The organism is Samsonia erythrinae (assembly GCF_004342665.1).
Classification (GTDB): Bacteria; Pseudomonadota; Gammaproteobacteria; order Enterobacterales; family Enterobacteriaceae; genus Samsonia; species Samsonia erythrinae.
Genome location: NZ_SMBY01000002.1, coordinates 211,332 through 231,522, shown reverse-complemented (window position 1 = coordinate 231,522; position 20,191 = coordinate 211,332). Strand labels below are relative to the sequence as shown.

Sequence of the window (20,191 nt, the reverse complement as noted above, 5' to 3'; positions counted from 1 at the left end):
CTTCGCAAATCAGGCCGTCAGCGTTGCCCCGCCATCCACCACCACATCCTGCATGGTGATGTGGCTGGCCAGATCGGAAGCCAGAAAAACCACGGTATTGGCGATCTCTTCCGGCTGAGCAATCTTACCCAGCGGGATCCCCAGCTTGTACTGGTGAGGAAAGCCTGCAATAGTGCGCTGTTCCGCATCGGCGCTGTGCCACATGCCGCGCTGCATCGGCGTATCCGTCGAGCCGGGCGACACCAGATTGCAGCGCACGCCGTAGGGCGCCAGCTCCAGCCCGGCACAGTGCGACAGGCTGGCGAGCGCCGCTTTCGACGCGCAGTAGGCCGCCATCTGCATGCGGGGGACGTGCGCGGCATTGGAGCCGACGCAGACAATCGCGCCGCGGCGCTGCTGTTTAAAGTGCGGCACCAGCGCGTTCAGCAGGTAAAACACGCCGGAAGCATTAACATTGAGGCACTGGTGCCAGTCATCCACACTCAGCGCCTCAATGTCGCCTAAACGCAGGATCCCCGCGGCGTTGACCAGCACGTCGAGTCCTGTTTCCGCCAGTTGCTGACGGCACACCGCCGCCACGCTGTCCGGCGCGCTGATATCCAGCCTCACGCAGGTAAACGGATGATCTTGATGCAAGAATTGGCGATCGAAACCGATCACTGTCGCGCCCAGCGCGACAAACTGGCGGGCAATGCACGCGCCAATACCGCTCGCCGCACCGGTTACCCACACGGTCTGGCCGCTGAAATCAAACTGAAGAGGTTGCGTCTTGTTCATCATTTCCTCTACCACACCATTTCCACGCTGTTTTCATCCTGCGACAGCCTGTCGTCCAGATAGCGGCAGAAGTCACTGAGCTGCGGATGATCGAACACGTCAGAGACTTTGATGCTGACGGCAAACTCCGCCGCGAGACGGTTAACGATCTGAATAGTCTGCAATGACTGTCCGCCCAGCTCGAAGAAGTTGTCCCGCGACTGGATCCCCGACACGCCGAGGATCTGCTGCCAGATGGCGCTGACCCGATTCTCGGTTTCGCTGGCCAGCGCCTGCGCGGGTGCCTCGTCGTGGTATTCCGCCAGCAGACGCTTGCGATCGACTTTGTTGGAGCCGGTTTTCGGTAACTGGCGGAAGGCACGGTAATCAGTGGGGATCATCGCCGGCGGCAACATGCTAGCCAGGCGCTGTTTCAGCGCACGAGCATCGATCTCGCCTGCTTTCGTGGCGACAAACGCCACCAGACGCCGCACGCCGTTAGGGTAAACCATGCCCTGTACGCAGGCTTCATCGATGTCCGGCTGCGCCAGCAGATGAGCTTCGACTTCCCCCGGCTGGATCCGGTAGCCGCTGATTTTAAATTCGTTATCCATGCGCCCGAGGTACAACAGTTGTCCTTTTTCCAGCCGCACTCTGTCGCCCGTGCGGTAAGCCGGCAGATGCCGATCGCCCACCGCCAGCGCAGTAAACGCCGCGTGTGCTGTACCGATATACCCCGCCGCCAGCGTTGGCCCCAGCAGCACCAGTTCCCCTTCCGTCGCCGGGCGGTCGCCCGCTGCCAGAATCAGCGCGTTGACGCCCGCCAACGGCAGACCGATAGGAAGCTGCGCCGCATCGGCGGACTGCGCTTGCAGATCGCAACTGGTCGCCACCACGGTGGCTTCCGTTGGGCCATAGGTGTTAATTAAACGCAGCGTATCCGGCGCATAACGCTGCCACTGCGCCAGCTGTTCGGGGTACACCGCCTCACCGCCGATGATGACGGCGCGCAGCGCGGAAGGCAGAGTCAGCGTGCCGGTTTTCAGCCCCACTACCCATTCATTCCAGAAGGCGGTCGGCAGATCGAGCAGCGTAATTGCCAGTTCCTCAACCTGTGCGACAAAGGTCGGCATCGACTCCAGCATCTCATCCGTGCGCAGCACCAGCGTCGCGCCGCTGGTCAGCGTGGCAAAGATCTCTTCGATGCTGGCATCAAAGTTAAACGGGGCGAATTGCAGTACGCGATCCGCTGCACGAAGTCCGTAGCGCTGACATGCAGCCGCAATGAAGTGATCCAGCGCGCTGGCGCCAATCTCCACGCCTTTCGGCAAGCCGGTCGATCCGGAAGTAAACATGACATACGCAATCTGTCCTTCTCCCGATGTCGCCGTCGACAGCGCCACAGCCTGCGCATTGGATGACAGCAGATGCCCCGCCAACACGATTTCGCCGGAAAAGACCGACGCCAGCCGATGCTGATAGTCCGCCTGTGTCACGATCGTGCGCAGCCCGGCTATCCGGATAATGTGCTGCTGGCGTTCGCCCGGCTGGTCGGGGTCGAGCGGCACATACACCGCGCCACACCGCATCACGGCCAGCAGGCAAATGATGGTTTCAGGGCTGCGATTCATCATCATGCCGATGCGTTCACCGGGCTGAACGCCTCGCTCGTGCAGCGCGGCGGCGGCCTGAGCGCTCAGATCCAACAGTTGCTGATAGCTGTACTGCCGATCGCGCTGGGCCAGCGCCGTATGATCCGGGTATTTACGCGCCTGCTTCGCTATCGCCGCCAGAACCGATTCGACGAACGGCTCAGGCTCGCGGCTGGTGATCAGCGCCAGTTCGCGTTCTTCCCGCAGCCAGCATCCCAACAGTTCACCGCTGGTTTGCTGCGGCTGTGCCAGCCAGCGCTGAAGCAGCGTGAACAGCGTTTCTTGCAGATTGGCGAGCGCCTCTGCGCTGTAACAGGCCGGGTTGGCATCAAAATCCAGCACCGGCGTGCCATCGGGTTTGAAATGGATCTCAATCGTCAGATCTTCCACCGGTCCGGCGCTGAGATTCAGCGTGCTGGACGACAGCGATCCGTAACTGAGCGGGTGATCGAACGGCATAATATTGATCAGCGGGCCGAAGAGACGCTGTTCGCCGCCGACGCGATTCAGATCGCGACGCAAATGCTCATAGCGATAATGCTGATGCCGGCGCAGCGTGCGCTTGGTACGCGCCACCTGCCGCGCCAGCGTCACCAAATCCGCGCCCTCGTCCACCTGAATACAGAGCGGCACGATATTCATCTGCATGCTCGGCACCGTCAGCGAGGCGGAACCGATACGGTTCATTACCATCATCCCGAACGTCAGCCGGTCGCTGCCGGACACCAGTTTGAGGTGCGTCGCCAGCACGGCCAGAAAGAGATCCGGCCAGCTGATTTTATTACCTTCACACAGCGCCGTCAGCGATTGCCAGAGATCCGCAGGCAACACACTGCTTTGGCGCAGAAAGCGCGCCGCGATCGGCGCTTTCTTGTCGCTGAAACTGACCGGTTCCGGCATCGCGTTCAGCGTTTCCAGCCAGAAATCACGCGCCTGCGCCGTCTGTCCGCTGGCATCACGCTGCTGTTCCTCTTCCAGCACCTCACTGAACGAACCGAACTCAGCCACCGGCACGGGCTGCCCCACCGTCAGCGCGGTATAGATCTGGGCAATACGCTGAAACAGCATGGTGGTGCCAAAGCCGTCCAGCGCAATGTGATGCACGCAACTATAGAGAAAATCACGTTTTTCACCGCATAGCAGTGCAAATCGGCAGGGTAATCCGTTCAGCAAATCCAGCGGCTGGGAGATTTCCTCACGCGCCCACTGGCGTATCGTCTGCGCTTCATCCGTTATCGGTGCGGGCAGCAGCGCTACAATCTGCAGCACGCCGATCGGCACCGGCAGTTGAGAAGCCACAAAGCCGATCTCCGGCTGGTCGGCCTGTCCACTCGCCACCTCGACAAACTGGCAGTACAGGCACTCGCACTCCATGACCGCCTGACGGATCGCGCTCAGCATGGCATCAATATCGACTTTGCCATCAAACGCGATGCACTCCGCCGTATTGAACATCGCCTTATCATCGTTCAGGGCATGGCCGAGCCACAGCCCGCGCTGCGCAACACTCAGCGGCCTCATGACGCGCCTCCCTGCTGTTTCTCGATCAAGGCCCACCACGCATTCAGGCTGGGGTTACGCGCCAGATCGACAAAGCTCAGCGTGACGCCCTGATTGCGCCAGTCGGTCAGCAGCGCCATCATGCGAACCGAGTCCAATCCATAGTCGATCAGGTTTTCATCTTCATCGAACTGGTCTTCGTCTTCGTCGATCAACGTCAGCAGATGCGCTTTCAGTCCTTGTTTCGTCAATGCCTGTGCCATTTTTGCTCCTGTGAGTTCTGCCGTGCTAACCACCCGTCCGGCGCGCGTCGCCACATATTTCAGCGCCATCAGGTGTTCCTGAAGTGAGAAATCCGCAATCGCATCGCCGACCATGAACGGCTTGATATCGCGCATGAAGGCGTCCGTCGCGGTAATCATGCAGCCGATATGCCCGTAAACGCCGCAGATCATCAGCTGATCTTTGCCCATCTCCTTCATCATCGATTCCAGCGGTGAACGATGGAATGCGCTGTAGCGCCACTTCACCAGCACCGTATCGTGCTCATCCGGTGCCAGCGCGCTAACCACGCGCTGCTTGTCAGGGTGATTATTCAGCCCTGCTCCCCACATGTCGTTCAGCAACGCACGATCTGCCGCGCTTTGCGCGTTCGGCTGCGCGGTATACACCACCGGGATCCCCTGCGCCTTACAGTAGGCGCGCAGCGCGGCAATGTTCTCAATCAGCTGTTGCGCCAACGGGCTGTCCGCGCCATAGAAATTCACGAAATAGTCCTGCATATCATGAATCAGCAGTACGGCGCGTTCAGGCTCAAATGCCCAGGAAACCGTGTTGTCCGGGAAATCCTGTGCGCTCGGCAGGGGATAAGAAGCAATAGAAGGGATTGCCATCACAAAATCCTTATTTATCTTGAATACTAAGTTGGGTCTGGATGCGCTGACGGAGTGATTTCTTATCAATCTTGCCGACCGGCGTAACGGGCAAGGTGTCGATCATCTCGAAGCGATCCGGCAGTTTGAATTCAGCAATACCCTGATGACGAAGATATTTTCTTAACGTAATGGCTTTCAGCGAAGGATCGCTGACCACCAGAAAAGCGCAGCTCTTTTCGCCCATAACCGGATCGGGCATGGACACCAGCGCGGCATGGAGAATGCCGTCGTGCTTAAGCAGCAGATTTTCGATCTCTTCAGCGGCAATCTTTTCACCGCCGCGGTTAATCTGATCTTTTTCCCGTCCGACCACGCGCAAATAGCCATCCTCGGTCATCTGCACCACATCGCCCGAGTGGTAGAACCCTTCGCTATCGAAGGCGCGGGCGTTGTGTTCCGGGCTGCGGTAATAGCCACGGAAGGTATACGGGCCGCGCGTCGCCAGCAGCCCGGCTTCGCCTCTCGGCACCGGATTGCCGTCGATGTCTAACACCTTCACTTCATCGTCCGGGCTCATCGGATAGCCCTGCGTGGTGAAGGTATGCTCGTCGTCGTCGTCCAGCCGGGTATAGTTCACCAGCCCTTCCGCCATCCCCAGCACCTGCTGCAACTGACAGCCCAGCACCGCCGGAATCCGACGGGCGACGGCTTCACTCAGTTTCGCGCCCCCCACCTGCAAGACTTTCAGACTATGCAGCGCCCCGCCAAACTGTTCGGCCGCCTGGATCCACAGCGCGGCGGCGGGCGGCACCAGCGAGGTGATATCGATCTGGTGGCGTTCGATCAGTGGGAAGCAGGTCATCGCCCCCGGATCGGGCGCCAGCACGACGCGTCCACCGGCGTAAAACACGCCCAGTGAACCGGGGGAACTCAGCGGGAAGTTATGCGGCGCGGGCAGCGCGCACAGGTAGCGGGTTTGCGGCGTGAGCCGGCAGATTTCCACGCTGCGGCGCACGCTGTAGTAGTAATCGTCATGGGTGCGCGGGATCAGCTTCGGCGTGCCGGTACTGCCGCCGGAAAGCTGGAAAAAAGCGACTTCCCCCGGAGCCGAAGGCTGATATGGACAGCCCGAAGCATCGGGTTGCAGCCAGTCCGTCAGGCTGTGCCCCAGCGGACTGTCGCCGAGCATCACCACCGTTTGCAAACGGGGAACCTGCGTCTGTAGCTGTGCCAGAAATTCCCCGTTGCCAAACAGCGGGTGCTCCGCCGAGGCGATCAGTAAACGCGGCTCGATCTGCGTGGCATACGACAGCAATTCCAGTTTGTTATGGCTGAACAGCGCGTTAACGGGCGCGACGCCCATTTTCAGCAACGCAAAAAAAGTCAGGTAAAATTCGGCCACGTTCGGCAACTGCACCAGCGCGGTGTCGCCACGGCGCAGGCCGCTTTCCGTCAGACGCGACGCCAGCGCGGAAGCCTGCCGATCCAGTTCGCGATAGCACCATTGGCGCTCACCGCATACCACCGCAACGGCATCAGGCTGGGTTGTCAGATGGCGTTCCCAGACATCCGTTAACGGCAAACCGATCCAATAGCCTTTATCGCGGTAACGCTGCGCCAGTTCCTCCGGCCAGGGCGTAAATTCAATGCTCATAGTCCATCCACACCTGAGTTAAGCCCAAACGCATTCAGCATTGTGTTCAACTTGGCGGCAGTTTCAGCCCATTCATCCTCAGGAACCGACGCCTCAACGATGCCCGCGCCGGCAAACAGGCGGACGTGGTTGTGTCTGATGGTGCCGCAACGAATGGCTATCACCCATTCACCATCGCCGTTGGCATCACACCAGCCGACAATGCCGCTGAACACGCCGCGATCGTGCGGTTCCAGTTCAGCTATCAGTTCACGCGCTTTCTGCGTGGGAAATCCACACAGCGCGGGAGTGGGATGGAGCTGGCAGGCCACCTGAAGCGCCGTCATCGCCGGGTTCGCCTGTTCACCACTGATCGTGGTGGAGAGATGCCACATGGCGGCGGTGCTCATCAGCGAGGGAGTGGAAGGAACGGTTAACGACGAGCACAACGGTGCCAGCCGCTGGCGAATATCGTCCACCACCACTTTGTGCTCGTGCCTGTCTTTGGCGGAATTCAGCAGGCGCTGGCTGTTCAGGTAATCCTGATGCGCATCGTTCACCCGTCGCGCCGACCCCGCCAGCGGATTTGATACGATGGTGCTCCCCCGCTTACGCAGCAGCAGTTCCGGGCTCGCCCCCAGTAATATCGCGCCATCCGGCAGGGGCAGCGAGAAGTGATATCCCCCCGCGTTTTGCACCATCAGGTGATTAAGGATTATTTGTGCGTCGGCGGGGCCGGACAGTTCAATGTTCAGAATGCGCGACAGCACCGCTTTACTCAGTTCGCCGCGGCGAAAACGCTCAACCGCCTCAGCGACCATCAATTTAAACCGGCCTTCATCTGGAAGGCTGTTTAACGTGAGTGCGGTAAGCGGTGCCGCCGTATGTTTACGGGCACGGCTGACGAGTTCAGCTTTCGTGGTAACGGTATAACGCTCAGGAACATAAAGACAGGAAGGTTGCGTGGTATCAAAGGGAATTGCGCCCACCACGATGGGCAATGTCTGTCCGGCCTGACGCGCCCGCTGGAACGCCCGGGCGATGGCAGAACCAAGATGATCATCGTTCGACCCCGGAACCTTAGCCGGTGATGAAATGTGTTCAAACAGACCGGCGGTAGAAAAACTACGATGCGCCGACGCATATAAAAAAGTGCTCTGCGCCGGGTAAGTTAGCCCGCTAAATGTTTCAGTTTCTGTCATCAGTGTATCCACAAAACCGCTCCTGCGCCCACAAGATTAAATACCAATGATTATCGTAATGATTATCATTTATATTAAGCGCGGTTAAATTACACTGAAGTAACGCGTTCGGTCAATGGCTCGACAACAAGGTTATCTCCACTCACAGAATGGGGTATTGGTTGATATTCATCAATTTTTCACCTTCATCTCACACACGGTAGAATGATTAACAACAAGAATGTTTTGATTATAAAACACACATCACAAATGATAATGAAAATGCTTATCATTTGTTGTCAGCGTTATTAAGCTGCGCTAGACTGCTCGAATCTTTTTCCAACCGTGTCTAAATGTGAACCCGTCATGGACGAAAGCATGCGCCGCCTGCCCACCCAATCCGTTGTGCATCTGGCATTGTTAATTAACATGCTTTCTCTCGGCAGCCTGATGATGGTGATGCCCTTAGGCCCGGACTTCGTTAACGCCTTGTCCATGGACGCCAAAAACATCGGCTACATTAGCGGCGGCGCAACATTTGCCTCCGCTATCGCCGGTTTTTTTGCCGCCCCCTATCTGGACAGGTTTAACCGTAAACATGCCTTAATCGTTCTGCTGACGTTGCGCTTCGGCCTGACGGCGGCCTGTATGTTTGCCACCAGCCAAACCCATCTTTTCGTGCTGTTTATTCTGGCGGGCTGCGTGGCCGGACCGGCCTCAGGCGTCTTGATGGCGGCAGTGATAGATGTTGTTCCCGCCAAAGAGCGCGGAAAACGATTGGGTTATGTTGGTATGAGCTTTTCACTGGCGGCAATTATCATCATGCCGCTGTCGCTGGAGCTGGCTCACCGCATTAACTGGCAGGCCCCGTTTTATCTTTTCGGCCTCGGTGGACTGCTGCTGGTGTGGCTGGTGTGGTGGTTATTCCCTTCAATCCCGCCGCAACCTCGCCCTCAACGGGAAAACGCCCCCGTTTCCGTATTAAACGGCCTGCTCACATCTCCGCTTTTCCTGCTGGGACTGACGGTGGTTTCGCTACAGATGTTCGGGCATTTCCTGCTGATCCCACATTTTTCCAACTACTTTCAGTTCAATCTGGCCTTCCCGCGGGATGATATTTCCCTGCTCTATCTGTACGGCGGACTGGCCAGCATGGTTACTATGCAACTTTGCGGCCACCTGTTGGATCGGGGTTATGCCAGCCAAACCATCGTGATAACCACGCTGCTGCTGGCCGTGACCATTCTCTGCGGCTTTGTCTTTCCCTTTTCTCTTTCCCTGTATCTGGTATTCACCCTGTTCATGGCGCTTAGCGCCGCACGCTCCAGCAGCACGCTGGCGATCACCGCCGGTATTCCGCTGCCGCATCAGCGCGCCGCATTTATGTCCTATCAGGGAACCTCAACCAACGTGGCTTCAGGGCTCGCCAGCATCGTCTCTGCCGCTTATCTGAACACCTCCGACACGGGAAGTATTGAAGGGTTTTCTCAGTTGGCTATCGCCAGTACCACATTTGCTCTGGTCGCCATGCTGCTGACTATGCGGCTCATTCCACAGTTGGCTGAACGCAGCCGGAGCATGTCGGCACGCCAGTCTGTACCGGTTACAGGACAATAAACCGAGCGCTTCGCGTCGCGAAACGCATCGGCAATACAAGTAACACAGCAACATTGATTGGCTCGATTTTCATTATTTGACGGAGATTTTGACATGCAGCTAAAACCGGAAAACCCATTTTCACATCAACGCTTCCCACACAGTAAGGTGTACTCTGCCTTGCTGGTGGCCGGGCTACTGACGTCGCCTGCCCTCGTACAGGCAGAAAACGCGGCAGATGAAAAAATCGTCGTGACGGCAACGCAGACCAAACACACCACGCTGAGCGCCCCGGCCAGCGTCTCTGTCATCACCCACGCCGAGCTGGAAAAGATGTCGGTGAATACCGTTTCCGACGCGGTGAAAAAGTTGCCGGGGATTAACATAAATCCCTCTACCAGCTATGGCCGTAACGAAATCAAGATTCGTGGAATGAAAGCGGACTATACGCTGCTGCTGGTGAATGGTCGCCGCGTCAATTCTCGTGATGCGCTGGCGGGCAACATGGGAAATGACTTCGATCTGAGTACGATCCCCATCTCCGCTATCGAGCGTGTCGAAGTGATCCGAGGCCCGATGTCGTCACTGTACGGCGCCGATGCGCTGGGCGGCGTGATAAACGTCATCCTGCGCCAACCCGGAGAGCAAGTCACCGGAGAAATTGGCTATAACTTTGAAGCGCCGACTGAAGGTTCTGGTGGCGATCATAACCGCCTGAACGGTTATATCAGTGGTCCGCTGATAGAAAATACGCTGCTCGGCAGCCTCCTGGCTGACGGTGGTAAACGTGATGCATGGCGAACGGAACAGTCGCTCAATCAGAATACCGACGCACTGGAAAAACGCGACAATTACAGCGTCCTGGGTAATCTGACATGGTTGATCGATCCTCAACAAAGTCTGGACTTTGATGTCACGTACACGAAAGACGACCGCGACGTGCACTGGAATAACTACGGTACAGCGGTACGCAATATTCAGAAAATGGAGAGGTTGGGGCTGGGGCTTACGCACAACGGCAGCTGGGAGAATATTGATACGCGTCTGCGCTATTTCTACGAGAATGTTGAACTGATGGATAACTCACAGCTCAATAATGGCAAAGCAGATATCACGCAGGATAATCACACCGTTGACGGACAAATTTCCGGCTATCTGGGCGATCATCTCTTGACCGGCGGAGGAGAGTACCGTCTGACCTCGCTAAAACACAGTATGAATCTGCCCAACGGGGCCATTGACGTAAGTCAGGGCGCGATCTTCCTACAAGACGAATTTAAACTCGGCGATCTGGCATTAACCTTCGGTGGACGCGTCGACCACCACGAAACTTACGGTACGGAATTTAGCCCACGCGCTTACGCGACCTATAACCTCACAGATAACTGGGTGATCAAGGGCGGCGTCAGTAAGGCGTTCAAAGCACCGTCAATTGCCCAGTCATCCGCATCATACGCTATCGCCGCTTGCCGTGGTCGGTGCCAGACCGTCGGTAACCCGGACCTGGATCCGGAAACGTCAATCAGCTATGAACTTGGCACCGCTTATGAAGCCGAGCGCTTTGGTGCAGGCGTCACCCTGTTTAATAATGATATCAAGGATATGATTCAGGTTCAGACTTGGGACAGAGTCTCGACGCGCCTCACTTACGAAAACGTGGACAAAGCGCGAATTCAAGGGATTGAAACCTCATTTTGGGTTGATTTGACGGACGATCTGAACTGGACCACCAACTGGACCCTCGTCGATGCCGAAGATCGCACCACCAAAATGCGTCTGAAGCAGACGCCGAAAAATACGGTTAACACTCAGCTTAACTGGCAAGCGCTGGAAAACGTATCTACCTATATTTCTTACCAATACACGGGTAACCAGTATCTATTTGATAAGGAGGTCAGCAAAACGCGCGGCTTTAACACCGTCGATATTGGCGCCACCTATACGCCGGTTAAAAACGTGGATCTGAAACTGGGCGTCACTAACCTGACCAACGAAAAACGGGATTACATCGCAACCAATAACGATTACTTCCTCTCCGGGAGAACGGTGTACGGCGGGGTGAGCTATAAATTCTAAACCACGGTAAACAGGGGCGGCAAACCGCCCTTTTACACGCGGCCAGTTTACGTGCGTCAGCAGCAGATAAAGGTCGTCACGTCATGCTCTCTGAGTAGATACGTACCGGTAAAACGGCGTCCGGCGTAGAACGTCGGCGTCAGATCGGTCAACAGTTCCAGCTCAAACTCGCGTTTGGCGATATCCAGCGCTACAAGTCGGGCATCCAGAAAATCGAAGTAGCGCCGCACCTGCGGGTACAGTGCCTTGAACAAACTCTCCTTCGCCGAGAAGCTTATCGTCAGTAAACAGCAGAAGGGTTCATCCCGCTGTAGAAACCACTGATATTCGTTATCGCCAATGATTCCAGGCCACAGTGACTGCGCCCGTTCGTCGGAGATAAACCCTTCGATATCCACCCCGACGCAAGATAGCTCATCGCTACGCACGTGAGCGGCACACAGGACGCTGTCGTTGTTATGGCTCAGGGAGCCGGTAATATTTTCCGGCCATTGCGGCGATCGATCTTGCGCGCTGTGCAGAACAAACCCCGGGTGACCCAGTTTACTCAACACGTCTCTGGCGAGGCAGCGCCCGGCCAGAAACTCAGCGCGTCGTTTCGGTACGGCACGTTCCAGCGCATCGGAAAACGGAATGTTAGCCTCGGCAAACAGGGCATCATCATAGGCGGATAAATGGAAATAGCGGCGAGCAGCCATACCTGGGTAGGCGGCGCCATCCGTTGCCCGTGGCAAAGTAATCCATTCAATCTTGTCAATAAATGCAGAAAGCATGTCACTCCACTCAGGCAGTCAGTCTCCCGCATCGTCAGAACACGGCGCAACCCCCATTAACCCCTAAAGAGACAGAGGCGTCATGCACAATGGGCGTCTGATGCCGCCCATTGGCTCGTTACGGCCACCAGCATGTCGGCGCTAAAGCGCCAAAAAGAATCCGGCGATGCAGGCGCTCATCAGGTTTGAAAGTGTCCCTGCCGCGACCGCTTTCAACCCCAAACGGGCAATATCCTGACGCCGATTCGGCGCCATACTGCCCAAACCGCCAATGAGAATAGCAATTGACGACAGGTTAGCAAACCCGCACAGCGCGAACGAAATCACCGCTTTGGTATGATCGGACAAAACCTGCAACCCTGCGGCGGCCACCACCTCGTCCGCCTTCAGGTATTCGCTGAAATTCATATACGCAACGAACTCATTGACGATGAGCTTTTGCCCGATAAACGAGCCCGCAACCGTTGCTTCATTCCACGGTATACCGATTAAGAAAGCGACAGGTGAGAATACCCACCCCAGAATCAATTCCATCGACAATTGCGGATAATCAAACCAGCCGCCGATACCGCCCAGAATGCCATTAAGAAGAGCAATCAAAGCGACAAAAGCCAGCAGCATCGCGCCCACATTCAGGGCCAACTGCATACCGGAAGCCGCACCGCTTGCTGCCGCATCAATGACATTGGCCGGGCGATCGTCTTCATCGACAAACCCGACCATCTCATCATGGTCGTGCGTTTTCTCCGTTTCCGGCACCATCAGTTTGGCAAACAGCAATCCCCCCGGAGCAGCCATGAAGGAGGATGCAATCAGGTAGTCCAGCGGTACCCCCATCTGGGCATAGCCCGCCATCACAGAACCCGCAATGGAAGCCAATCCACCACACATCACCGCAAACAGTTCTGAACGCGTCATGTTGGCGATATAAGGACGTACCACCAACGGTGCTTCCGTCTGGCCGACAAAAATATTAGCAGTGGCAGAGAGTGATTCAGTACGGGAGGTTCCCAACAGTTTCTGCAATCCACCGCCCAATAAACGGATGACCCACTGCATCACCCCCATGTAATACAGCACCGCCACAAGGGAAGAGAAAAAGACAATGATAGGTAACACGCGGAATGCGAACACAAATCCGCCGCCACCAAAGATTTCATACATTTTGTCGGAAACCAGCCCGCCAAAAATGAATGAAACCCCTTGGTTTCCGTAAGCGATAACGTTTGCCACACCGCCCGTCAGTCCCTCCAGGACCCTGCGGCCCAATGGCACATAAAGCACCAACGCACCGATACCAATCTGAATAACGAAAGCACCGGCAACGGTGCGCAATCTGATAGCTTTCCGGTTATTCGACAGCATAACCGCGCACAGTATCAGAACAATCATGCCGATGAGACTCATAACGAGTTGCATGTGTGGTTCCCTATAACGCGTGAAAAAGTAAGATCATAATAAAAAAACACTTTGCCAGAACGTCTGACGCGTACCGGCAAGCCGAACGGTACTCTGACGCCTTCAAGTTTCATCACGGCATGTTAAAAAACGCGACACATTGACCTTGAATGAACCTTGTAACGTCACAGTCTCCGAATCGAGACCTATGGAAGGGAAAAGTAAGACAACCTACACACAGGCAACGTAAAGTATGACGAGTATAAAGACAGCCCCATAAAGGTCGCTAATTTATGTCACAAATACCCACGGCATCTGACACGCAAAAATGCAGAAAAGTGATATCCATCACATTTTTTTGGCAACAATATGAAATTGCCATACCTGATACGCCTGGCTGTGCACAAAAACAGGTCATAAACCGGGCGTAATCGATAGTGTGCCAACGTTTGCAGATGAAGAAAAAACAGCTCTCCTCAGGTCAGCGCAAACCGCCAAACAGCCGGCGCGTATTCTCTAAGAGCACGGCGGCAATCTCTTGCGGCGATTCGGTGCGCAGCGAGCACAGCGATTGAAACGCATACGGGATACGCTCAGGTCGGTTAGGCTGCCCTTGATAACCGCTCATCGGCATATCCGGAGCATCGGTTTCCAGTAGTAGCCGCGTCAGCGGCAGTTGCGCAATCGCCTGACGGGTTTTATTCGCGCGTTCATAGGTAATGGTTCCCCCCACGCCAATGTAATAGCCCAGACGAATAAACGCCTGTGCCTGTGCCAGACTGCCCGCAAACCCATGCACCACGCCGGTACGCGGCACATCGATGCGGCGAAGTAACTGCGCCAGCCGGTCATGGCTGCGCCGCGAGTGCAGGATGACGGGAAGATCATACTTTTTCGCCAGCCGTAATTGGCCTTCAAGCAAAGTCAGCTGCCGCTCGAATTGCGGTTCCGGCATGAAGAGATCGAGCCCGACTTCGCCAATGGCGACCAGTTTGTCAGGGGAGTGGCGCAGCTTATCTTCCAGATGGGACAGATCGCCATCCCGGTGCCCGGCGATATAAAGCGGGTGCAGGCCAAGCGCGGCGTAAAGCGGCGAGTAAGTACGGGTGAGCATCAATACGCGATCGAAATGATGGGCTGCAACGGCTGGTATAATAATCCGTTCGACGCCGGCATCTTGCGCCAGACGCAGGCTAGCCACCGCATCATCGAAAAAAGGCGGGAAATCAAAATGGCAATGGGTGTCAATAAAACGGTATCGTTCAGAAGAGGATACGTCGTCGGAAGATCGTTCCGCCTCGGAAAACGGCTCAGAAGGCACGGCGTTTCTCCGTAAAAATGAGACAACCGAACCTCCGCCTAAACTCGCCTGCCGAAAGGCATGACAACATCAGGCTTGCTGTTGCGGTGCGTCCTCAGTGCAAGACGTTCTTCTCTAAGGATACCTCTTCATGCGCTTTTCCGTAACCCTCTTGTAATACGCCGGACAGATAATCGTTATTGCCTTCCAGCCAGACACCGTCACTGTCAAACCAGTCGGCCCATAGCGCCAGAAAATGCCCTCGCCACTGTTTCCATTTGCCTACCACGATATCGCTATTCATCATAACCCTCCTGATAAACTGTCGAAATACAGCAAATACATACGCAGTGTGCCGGGAAAAGATGACAGCCGCATGGCGCGGCTGTGTGCTCTTTATGAACCTGTCTATCAAAGATGCGCCGGGCTAAGGGCGTTTGCGACCGGTAAACAGGCTAATCAGGAACAGAATAATACCGACGACAAAGACGATTTTCGCCGCCCCGGCTGCGGTACCGGCCAACCCGCCGAACCCCAGCGCCGCCGCGATCAAGGCGATAACCAGAAAGATGATACCCCAACGAAACATACACTCTCCTTACCAGACGAAAGAAAGAAATCAGGTGGTCATCCTGACGCGATGCGTGCGTCCTGACTGCGTATCCACTGGCGGTGTTTTATTGTGCAGATGGGTAGGGCTACCCCATTGCGGATAGCCCTGTAAGAATGGCGACGATTATTTTACGGTCAGGCTGTTTTTGACGCTTTTCACGCCCTCAACACCCTTTGCAATACTTTCAGCACGATCGGACTGCGCTTTGTTATCCACTTCGCCGCTCAGTTGTACTACGCCGTCCTGCGTTTCCACTTTGACCTTACGGGAAGGAACAATGTCGTCCGCCAACAGTTTGGCCTTCACGGTACTGGTCACCACCGCATCATCCGCATAGGCGCCAACTGACTGGGACGAGGCGTCTTTCACCTGCAACTTGTCACTCACGGATTTAACCCCATCGACCTTGGTGGCGATATCCACCGCGTGCGTACCGAGCGCCTGGCTGCCGACAAAGCCGCTTAGCGTCACCACGCCATTCGATGTTTCAACGGAGATGTCGCTGCTGGTGATCGATTTATCTTCCAGTAACGCGCTCTTTACCTTTGCTGTGATGGCGCTGTCGCTCATGTAGCCAGACGCTTTATTGGCAGAGCTATCGATTTTTGCACCAGTTGTGTCCGCTATACGATCAACTTTCTGCCCGAATGTTTCTTCGGCCATCGCACCACCAGCCAGAACAGAACTCAGAGCCACTACGATCAGCGATTGTGTCAATTTGGTCTTATTCATCGATGTCTTCCCTCTTATGCTTTTCTATCAACCCGAAACTACCGATATGGGTCACATTCACGCCTGTGCATTCCTCAAAGAATCAGGTGATGACGACGTTATCAACACTCCGACGATTTCATCTTATTACATAGAAAAATCAGAGCATTAAATTGCAAATGCAAAATAAACTAAAACAATGAACCAGCTTTAATGATGTTAACAGTTTAACGCGCCAAAGCAGTTAACACGTTGTTAACTATAGCCCACAGAATGAAAAATCACAGGGTCACGGGAAAATATGTTCAGCAATTCAGATTTGTCTGTGGTCGTAAAAAACGGCGTAAAGACAAGGAAGGGAACAACTCAATGAATTGATTTTTAAAGAATTTAAAAAGAAAAACACCCGGTATTTCTGGCATCAGGGCCAAACAACACCGGGTGAGAGTTACGCTATCTATCTGGTCGTCATCCAAACGCCGCAGGCACACGCACGTCGTGAATCAGTGCTCGCGCGTCTGGTGGAACGTCACTTCAGGGTAGCGTTCACGCGTCAGGTTCAGGTTCACCATCGTCGGCGCCACATATGTCAGATTATCACCGCCGTCCAGCGCCAGGTGCAGCTCGTTCTTACGCTTAAACTCCTCGAATTTCTTCGCATCGCGGCATTCCACCCAGCGCGCGGTAGAAACGTTAACCGACTCGTAAATCGCCTCAACGTTATATTCCGTTTTCAAACGGGCCACAACCACATCAAATTGCAGCACGCCGACAGCACCCACGATCAGATCGTTGTTACTCAACGGACGAAATACCTGCACAGCGCCCTCTTCCGACAGCTGCACCAGCCCTTTCAGCAGCTGTTTCTGCTTGAGCGGATCGCGCAGGCGAATACGCCGGAAGAGTTCTGGCGCGAAGTTGGGAATGCCGGTGAATTTCATCTCTTCACCCTGCGTAAAGGTATCGCCAATCTGGATAGTGCCGTGATTGTGTAAGCCGATAATGTCGCCCGGAAACGCCTCTTCAACATGCGAGCGGTCACCCGCCATAAAGGTCAGCGCATCTGAAATCACCACGTCTTTACCGGTACGCACCTGACGCAGTTTCATGCCTTTTTCATACTTCCCGGACACCACGCGCATAAACGCCACGCGGTCACGGTGTTTCGGATCCATATTGGCCTGAATCTTGAAAACAAAGCCGCTGAATTTCTCCTCAACCGCCGTGACTTCTCGCGTATCGGTCTTGCGCGGCATCGGCGCTGGCGCCCAGGACACCAGCCCGTTCAGCATGTGGTCAACGCCAAAGTTACCCAGCGCGGTCCCAAAGAAGACCGGCGTCAATTCCCCGGCGCGAAACGCATCCAGCTCAAATTCATGCGAAGCGCCTTTTACCAGCTCCAGCTCTTCACGCAGCTGTGCCGCCAGATCTTCGCCAACGGCCACGTCCAGATCCGGGTTATCCAACCCTTTAACGACGCGCACGTCCTGAATCGTGTGGCCCTTACCGGTCTGATACAGGTAAGTTTCATCGTTATAAAGGTGATACACGCCTTTGAATAGCTTACCGCAACCAATCGGCCAGGTGATGGGCGCGCAGGCAATCTTCAGCTCGCTTTCCACCTCATCCAGCACTTCCATTGGATCGCGGATATCGCGGTCAAGTTTGTTCATGAACGTCAAAATCGGCGTATCGCGCAGGCGGGTGACTTCCATCAGCTTACGGGTACGATCTTCGACGCCTTTGGCGGCATCAATCACCATCAGACAGCAGTCCACCGCCGTCAGCGTGCGGTAGGTATCTTCGGAGAAGTCTTCATGTCCCGGCGTATCCAGCAGATTGATCAGACAGTCACGATAAGGAAACTGCATCACAGACGTGGTGATCGAGATACCGCGCTGCTTTTCCATCTCCATCCAGTCGGATTTCGCATGCTGGCTCGAACCACGCCCTTTTACCGAACCGGCAGTCTGGATCGCTTGTCCAAACAGCAACACCTTCTCGGTAATCGTCGTTTTACCGGCGTCGGGGTGAGAAATGATGGCGAACGTTCTTCTTTTAGAGACTTCGCGGGCGTATTCACTTGGAGACATGATTTTCAGGTTTCTTTTGTTAGCCACCCGGCGTCAGCATCACGTTAACTACACACCGATGTCAGAACGTCAGGCAAAGGAAAATAACAGTAAGTCGGGTATTTTCCCTGATTTAAAGGGCAGACACAATCGGTGATGGCAGAAACAGCGGGTAGAACGTTTGCAACGGATGCCCCGGCGCGGCTTCTCCACCGAACGACACGACGCCTCATCAAAGAGGTGTAAAGAATTTTAGGAAACCAGCCGATAATGTTTGGGTCAATATTTAACCATTCAATCGCACCACGGAGAGAATATGAGCATGTCTGTAAATAATACGGGTCATAGCAATTCTCAGGCCCCAAGCACCGCGATATCTTCAACGACGACACCAGCCTCTACAAAGCCAGAATCACCCCCGGTCAGCAGCGACAACAGCGCCATTGTCGATCCCATTACGGGAAAAACCCTCCCCGCAGCCCGCACGATCACCCTCTCTTCAGAAGCGATAGAACGCCTGAAAGACACCATAGCCAATGCGCCACCGTCCATGCGGAGTAAAGAGGGAGAAAATACAAGACAGGAACAAATACTGAAAACACGCAATCTCATACAGCAAAGCAACACAGCCGATACCCAACCGGGCATCAACCTCTCGATTGATAATATGAGCATGAACAAGATAGCGATCGAGGAATGGTCGAATAACCTCAAGGCAGACAGCGACATCAGTAAAGAAGCGTTTATCGGTCTGGTCAATCAGGCGTTATCTAAACCATCCAGCGTGACAACCTGGAGCTACACCACCGATAGCATCGAAATCACGCTAAAAGCCGCAAAGCTGGAAGAACTGAAAAATCGCTATGTGGATAGCAGCGCCCACCAGAAGGCCGATCAGGATATTCAGGACTTCATCGCCTATCAGTCTGAAGCGCTGAGTCATCTGGAAAAAAATATTCTGCAAGATGAGTATCAGCGCAGCGTCGACGCCGGGGACAGCGACAAGGCGAATACCACCTTTCAGGAACTACAGAAGAACGCCGAAGGAACATCCACCACCCAGCTACAGCGCCAGAACATCTTTTCTCTGACCGCATCACCCAATGTGGACTCCTGGTTTGACAACTTCCGCCACTACATTTCCGCCACGACCAGCGATCGCTATACCCAAAGCGAACACCTCTCCGTCGTGAGCCAATTTCAGTCTCACTGGATACAGTTTCAGCAGCAGTTGAAATAGCCGCATCCCCCCGCACAAACCGCGTGTTTTTACGGGGGTAAACGTCAGAGGCTTTTCTCTTCGCCCTTCGCTTTCACGACCGCCTCGCCGTTTGATAACGCGTCAGACGCGGCATCATTTCCGTCTTCGTTTACCGGCGTACTGGCGGTCAGCAAATAGGGCGACTGTTGCCAACGGGTACGGCGATTTTGCAAAAGCGTTCGGGTTAAAATGATGCCGATAGCCAACGACACCAGCATCATCAGACGTAAAATATTCGTGGTGTTATCCACCTGTCTGGCTTCGGTCGCCAGCACATGCGTATCCAGCGTAATACGCAGGAAGCCGATCGGCTCCTCTTTTCCCTCAATGGGCTGCACCAACTGGTGGTTGGAGTAACTGCCGACCCGATTCCCATCCAACGCCAGCCGGTCTCGCAGTTGCACCTGTTCACCGACATGCGCCACCAATGTTCCGTCCTGCTGGTATACGCTGGCATCCAGAATACGGCTGTGATCGGTAAGCTGTTTGAGAATGGTGTTAATTTGCGTGCCGTTACTATCCGCACTGCCCATGAGCGGAGAAAGGCTATACGCCACCTGTCTGGACAGCGTGCGCGCCAGTTCTTCAACCTGTTCAGAGCGGGCCATCTGGTGGCTCAAACTAAAATAGGATGCCCCCTGCATTAATACCACCAGCAGAGCGAGGCAAATCAGCACGATCGCCGTGCGATGTAGACGGAATTTTAACCGGGCGCGAACCATGATAATCCTTACGCGTTTTGGATACTTTCATGTTGCCAGAAGCGCCGACGATAGGATAGCTTGTTGCCCTGT

At 55.0% G+C, this 20,191-nt stretch carries 16 protein-coding genes; 3 read left to right on the top strand and 13 right to left on the bottom strand.

Annotation, left to right across the window (positions count from 1 at the left end; translation table 11 throughout):
- Positions 1-9: 9 nt before the first annotated feature.
- Genes dhbA through EDC54_RS05420 form a run of 5 tightly spaced genes read right to left on the bottom strand, consistent with a single transcriptional unit; the run spans position 10 to position 7,630 of the window.
- Entirely contained in the window at positions 10-780 is a 771-nt protein-coding gene (gene dhbA, locus EDC54_RS05440) for a 2,3-dihydro-2,3-dihydroxybenzoate dehydrogenase (RefSeq protein WP_132454054.1), read from the bottom strand.
- A gap of 5 nt (positions 781-785) precedes the next feature.
- Positions 786-3,929 carry a non-ribosomal peptide synthetase gene (locus tag EDC54_RS05435; protein ID WP_132454052.1) on the bottom strand — a complete coding sequence of 1,048 codons (3,144 nt, stop codon included), beginning with the start codon at positions 3,927-3,929 and terminating at the stop codon, positions 786-788.
- Entirely contained in the window at positions 3,926-4,801 is an 876-nt protein-coding gene (locus tag EDC54_RS05430; protein ID WP_132454050.1) for an isochorismatase, read from the bottom strand. The genes EDC54_RS05435 and EDC54_RS05430 overlap by 4 nt, the downstream gene beginning before the upstream one ends.
- Before the next feature lie 10 nt (positions 4,802-4,811).
- Entirely contained in the window at positions 4,812-6,437 is a 1,626-nt protein-coding gene (locus tag EDC54_RS05425) for a (2,3-dihydroxybenzoyl)adenylate synthase (RefSeq protein ID WP_132454048.1), read from the bottom strand.
- A complete protein-coding gene (locus EDC54_RS05420) occupies positions 6,434-7,630 on the bottom strand; it encodes an isochorismate synthase (RefSeq protein ID WP_132454046.1) in 1,197 nt (398 codons plus the stop codon). Before EDC54_RS05420 ends, EDC54_RS05425 begins: the two co-directional genes overlap by 4 nt.
- Before the next feature lie 333 nt (positions 7,631-7,963).
- Here EDC54_RS05420 and EDC54_RS05415 point away from each other — a divergent pair, with 333 nt between their 5' ends.
- Complete coding sequence (locus EDC54_RS05415) at positions 7,964-9,214, top strand: MFS transporter (RefSeq protein ID WP_230514472.1); 1,251 nt, start codon at positions 7,964-7,966, stop codon at positions 9,212-9,214.
- Between the two features lie 93 nt (positions 9,215-9,307).
- Complete coding sequence (locus EDC54_RS05410; protein ID WP_132454044.1) at positions 9,308-11,269, top strand: TonB-dependent receptor domain-containing protein; 1,962 nt, start codon at positions 9,308-9,310, stop codon at positions 11,267-11,269.
- Positions 11,270-11,325: 56 nt separating this feature from the next.
- Here EDC54_RS05410 and EDC54_RS05405 read toward each other — a convergent pair whose 3' ends face one another.
- The 7 genes from EDC54_RS05405 to prfC all read right to left on the bottom strand — a co-directional run bounded on the left by EDC54_RS05405 (position 11,326) and on the right by prfC (position 18,157).
- Positions 11,326-12,042: a 4'-phosphopantetheinyl transferase family protein gene (locus EDC54_RS05405; RefSeq protein WP_132454042.1), complete on the bottom strand. Its 717-nt coding sequence runs from the start codon at positions 12,040-12,042 to the stop codon at positions 11,326-11,328.
- Positions 12,043-12,183: 141 nt separating this feature from the next.
- A complete protein-coding gene (locus EDC54_RS05400) occupies positions 12,184-13,461 on the bottom strand; it encodes a NupC/NupG family nucleoside CNT transporter (RefSeq protein ID WP_132454040.1) in 1,278 nt (425 codons plus the stop codon).
- 460 nt (positions 13,462-13,921) lie between these two features.
- Positions 13,922-14,761: a TatD family hydrolase gene (locus EDC54_RS05395; RefSeq protein ID WP_132454038.1), complete on the bottom strand. Its 840-nt coding sequence runs from the start codon at positions 14,759-14,761 to the stop codon at positions 13,922-13,924.
- Positions 14,762-14,855: 94 nt separating this feature from the next.
- On the bottom strand, positions 14,856-15,044 hold the full coding sequence (locus EDC54_RS05390) for a CsbD family protein (RefSeq protein ID WP_132454436.1): 189 nt from the start codon (positions 15,042-15,044) through the stop codon (positions 14,856-14,858).
- A 123-nt stretch (positions 15,045-15,167) separates the two neighbouring features.
- The gene (locus tag EDC54_RS05385; protein ID WP_132454036.1) at positions 15,168-15,329 is read right to left on the bottom strand and encodes a DUF1328 domain-containing protein; all 162 of its coding nucleotides are present in this window, start codon (positions 15,327-15,329) and stop codon (positions 15,168-15,170) included.
- 147 nt (positions 15,330-15,476) lie between these two features.
- Complete coding sequence (gene osmY, locus EDC54_RS05380; RefSeq protein ID WP_132454034.1) at positions 15,477-16,085, bottom strand: molecular chaperone OsmY; 609 nt, start codon at positions 16,083-16,085, stop codon at positions 15,477-15,479.
- A gap of 482 nt (positions 16,086-16,567) precedes the next feature.
- Positions 16,568-18,157, bottom strand: a complete 1,590-nt coding sequence (prfC, locus tag EDC54_RS05375) for a peptide chain release factor 3 (protein WP_132454032.1) — start codon at positions 18,155-18,157, stop codon at positions 16,568-16,570.
- A gap of 301 nt (positions 18,158-18,458) precedes the next feature.
- Here prfC and EDC54_RS05370 point away from each other — a divergent pair, with 301 nt between their 5' ends.
- On the top strand, positions 18,459-19,376 hold the full coding sequence (locus EDC54_RS05370; RefSeq protein WP_230514471.1) for a hypothetical protein: 918 nt from the start codon (positions 18,459-18,461) through the stop codon (positions 19,374-19,376).
- Between the two features lie 44 nt (positions 19,377-19,420).
- Here EDC54_RS05370 and EDC54_RS05365 read toward each other — a convergent pair whose 3' ends face one another.
- Positions 19,421-20,119 (bottom strand): YtjB family periplasmic protein, encoded by a 699-nt coding sequence (locus EDC54_RS05365; protein WP_132454028.1) that lies wholly within the window; start codon positions 20,117-20,119, stop codon positions 19,421-19,423.
- Positions 20,120-20,191 lie beyond the last annotated feature (72 nt).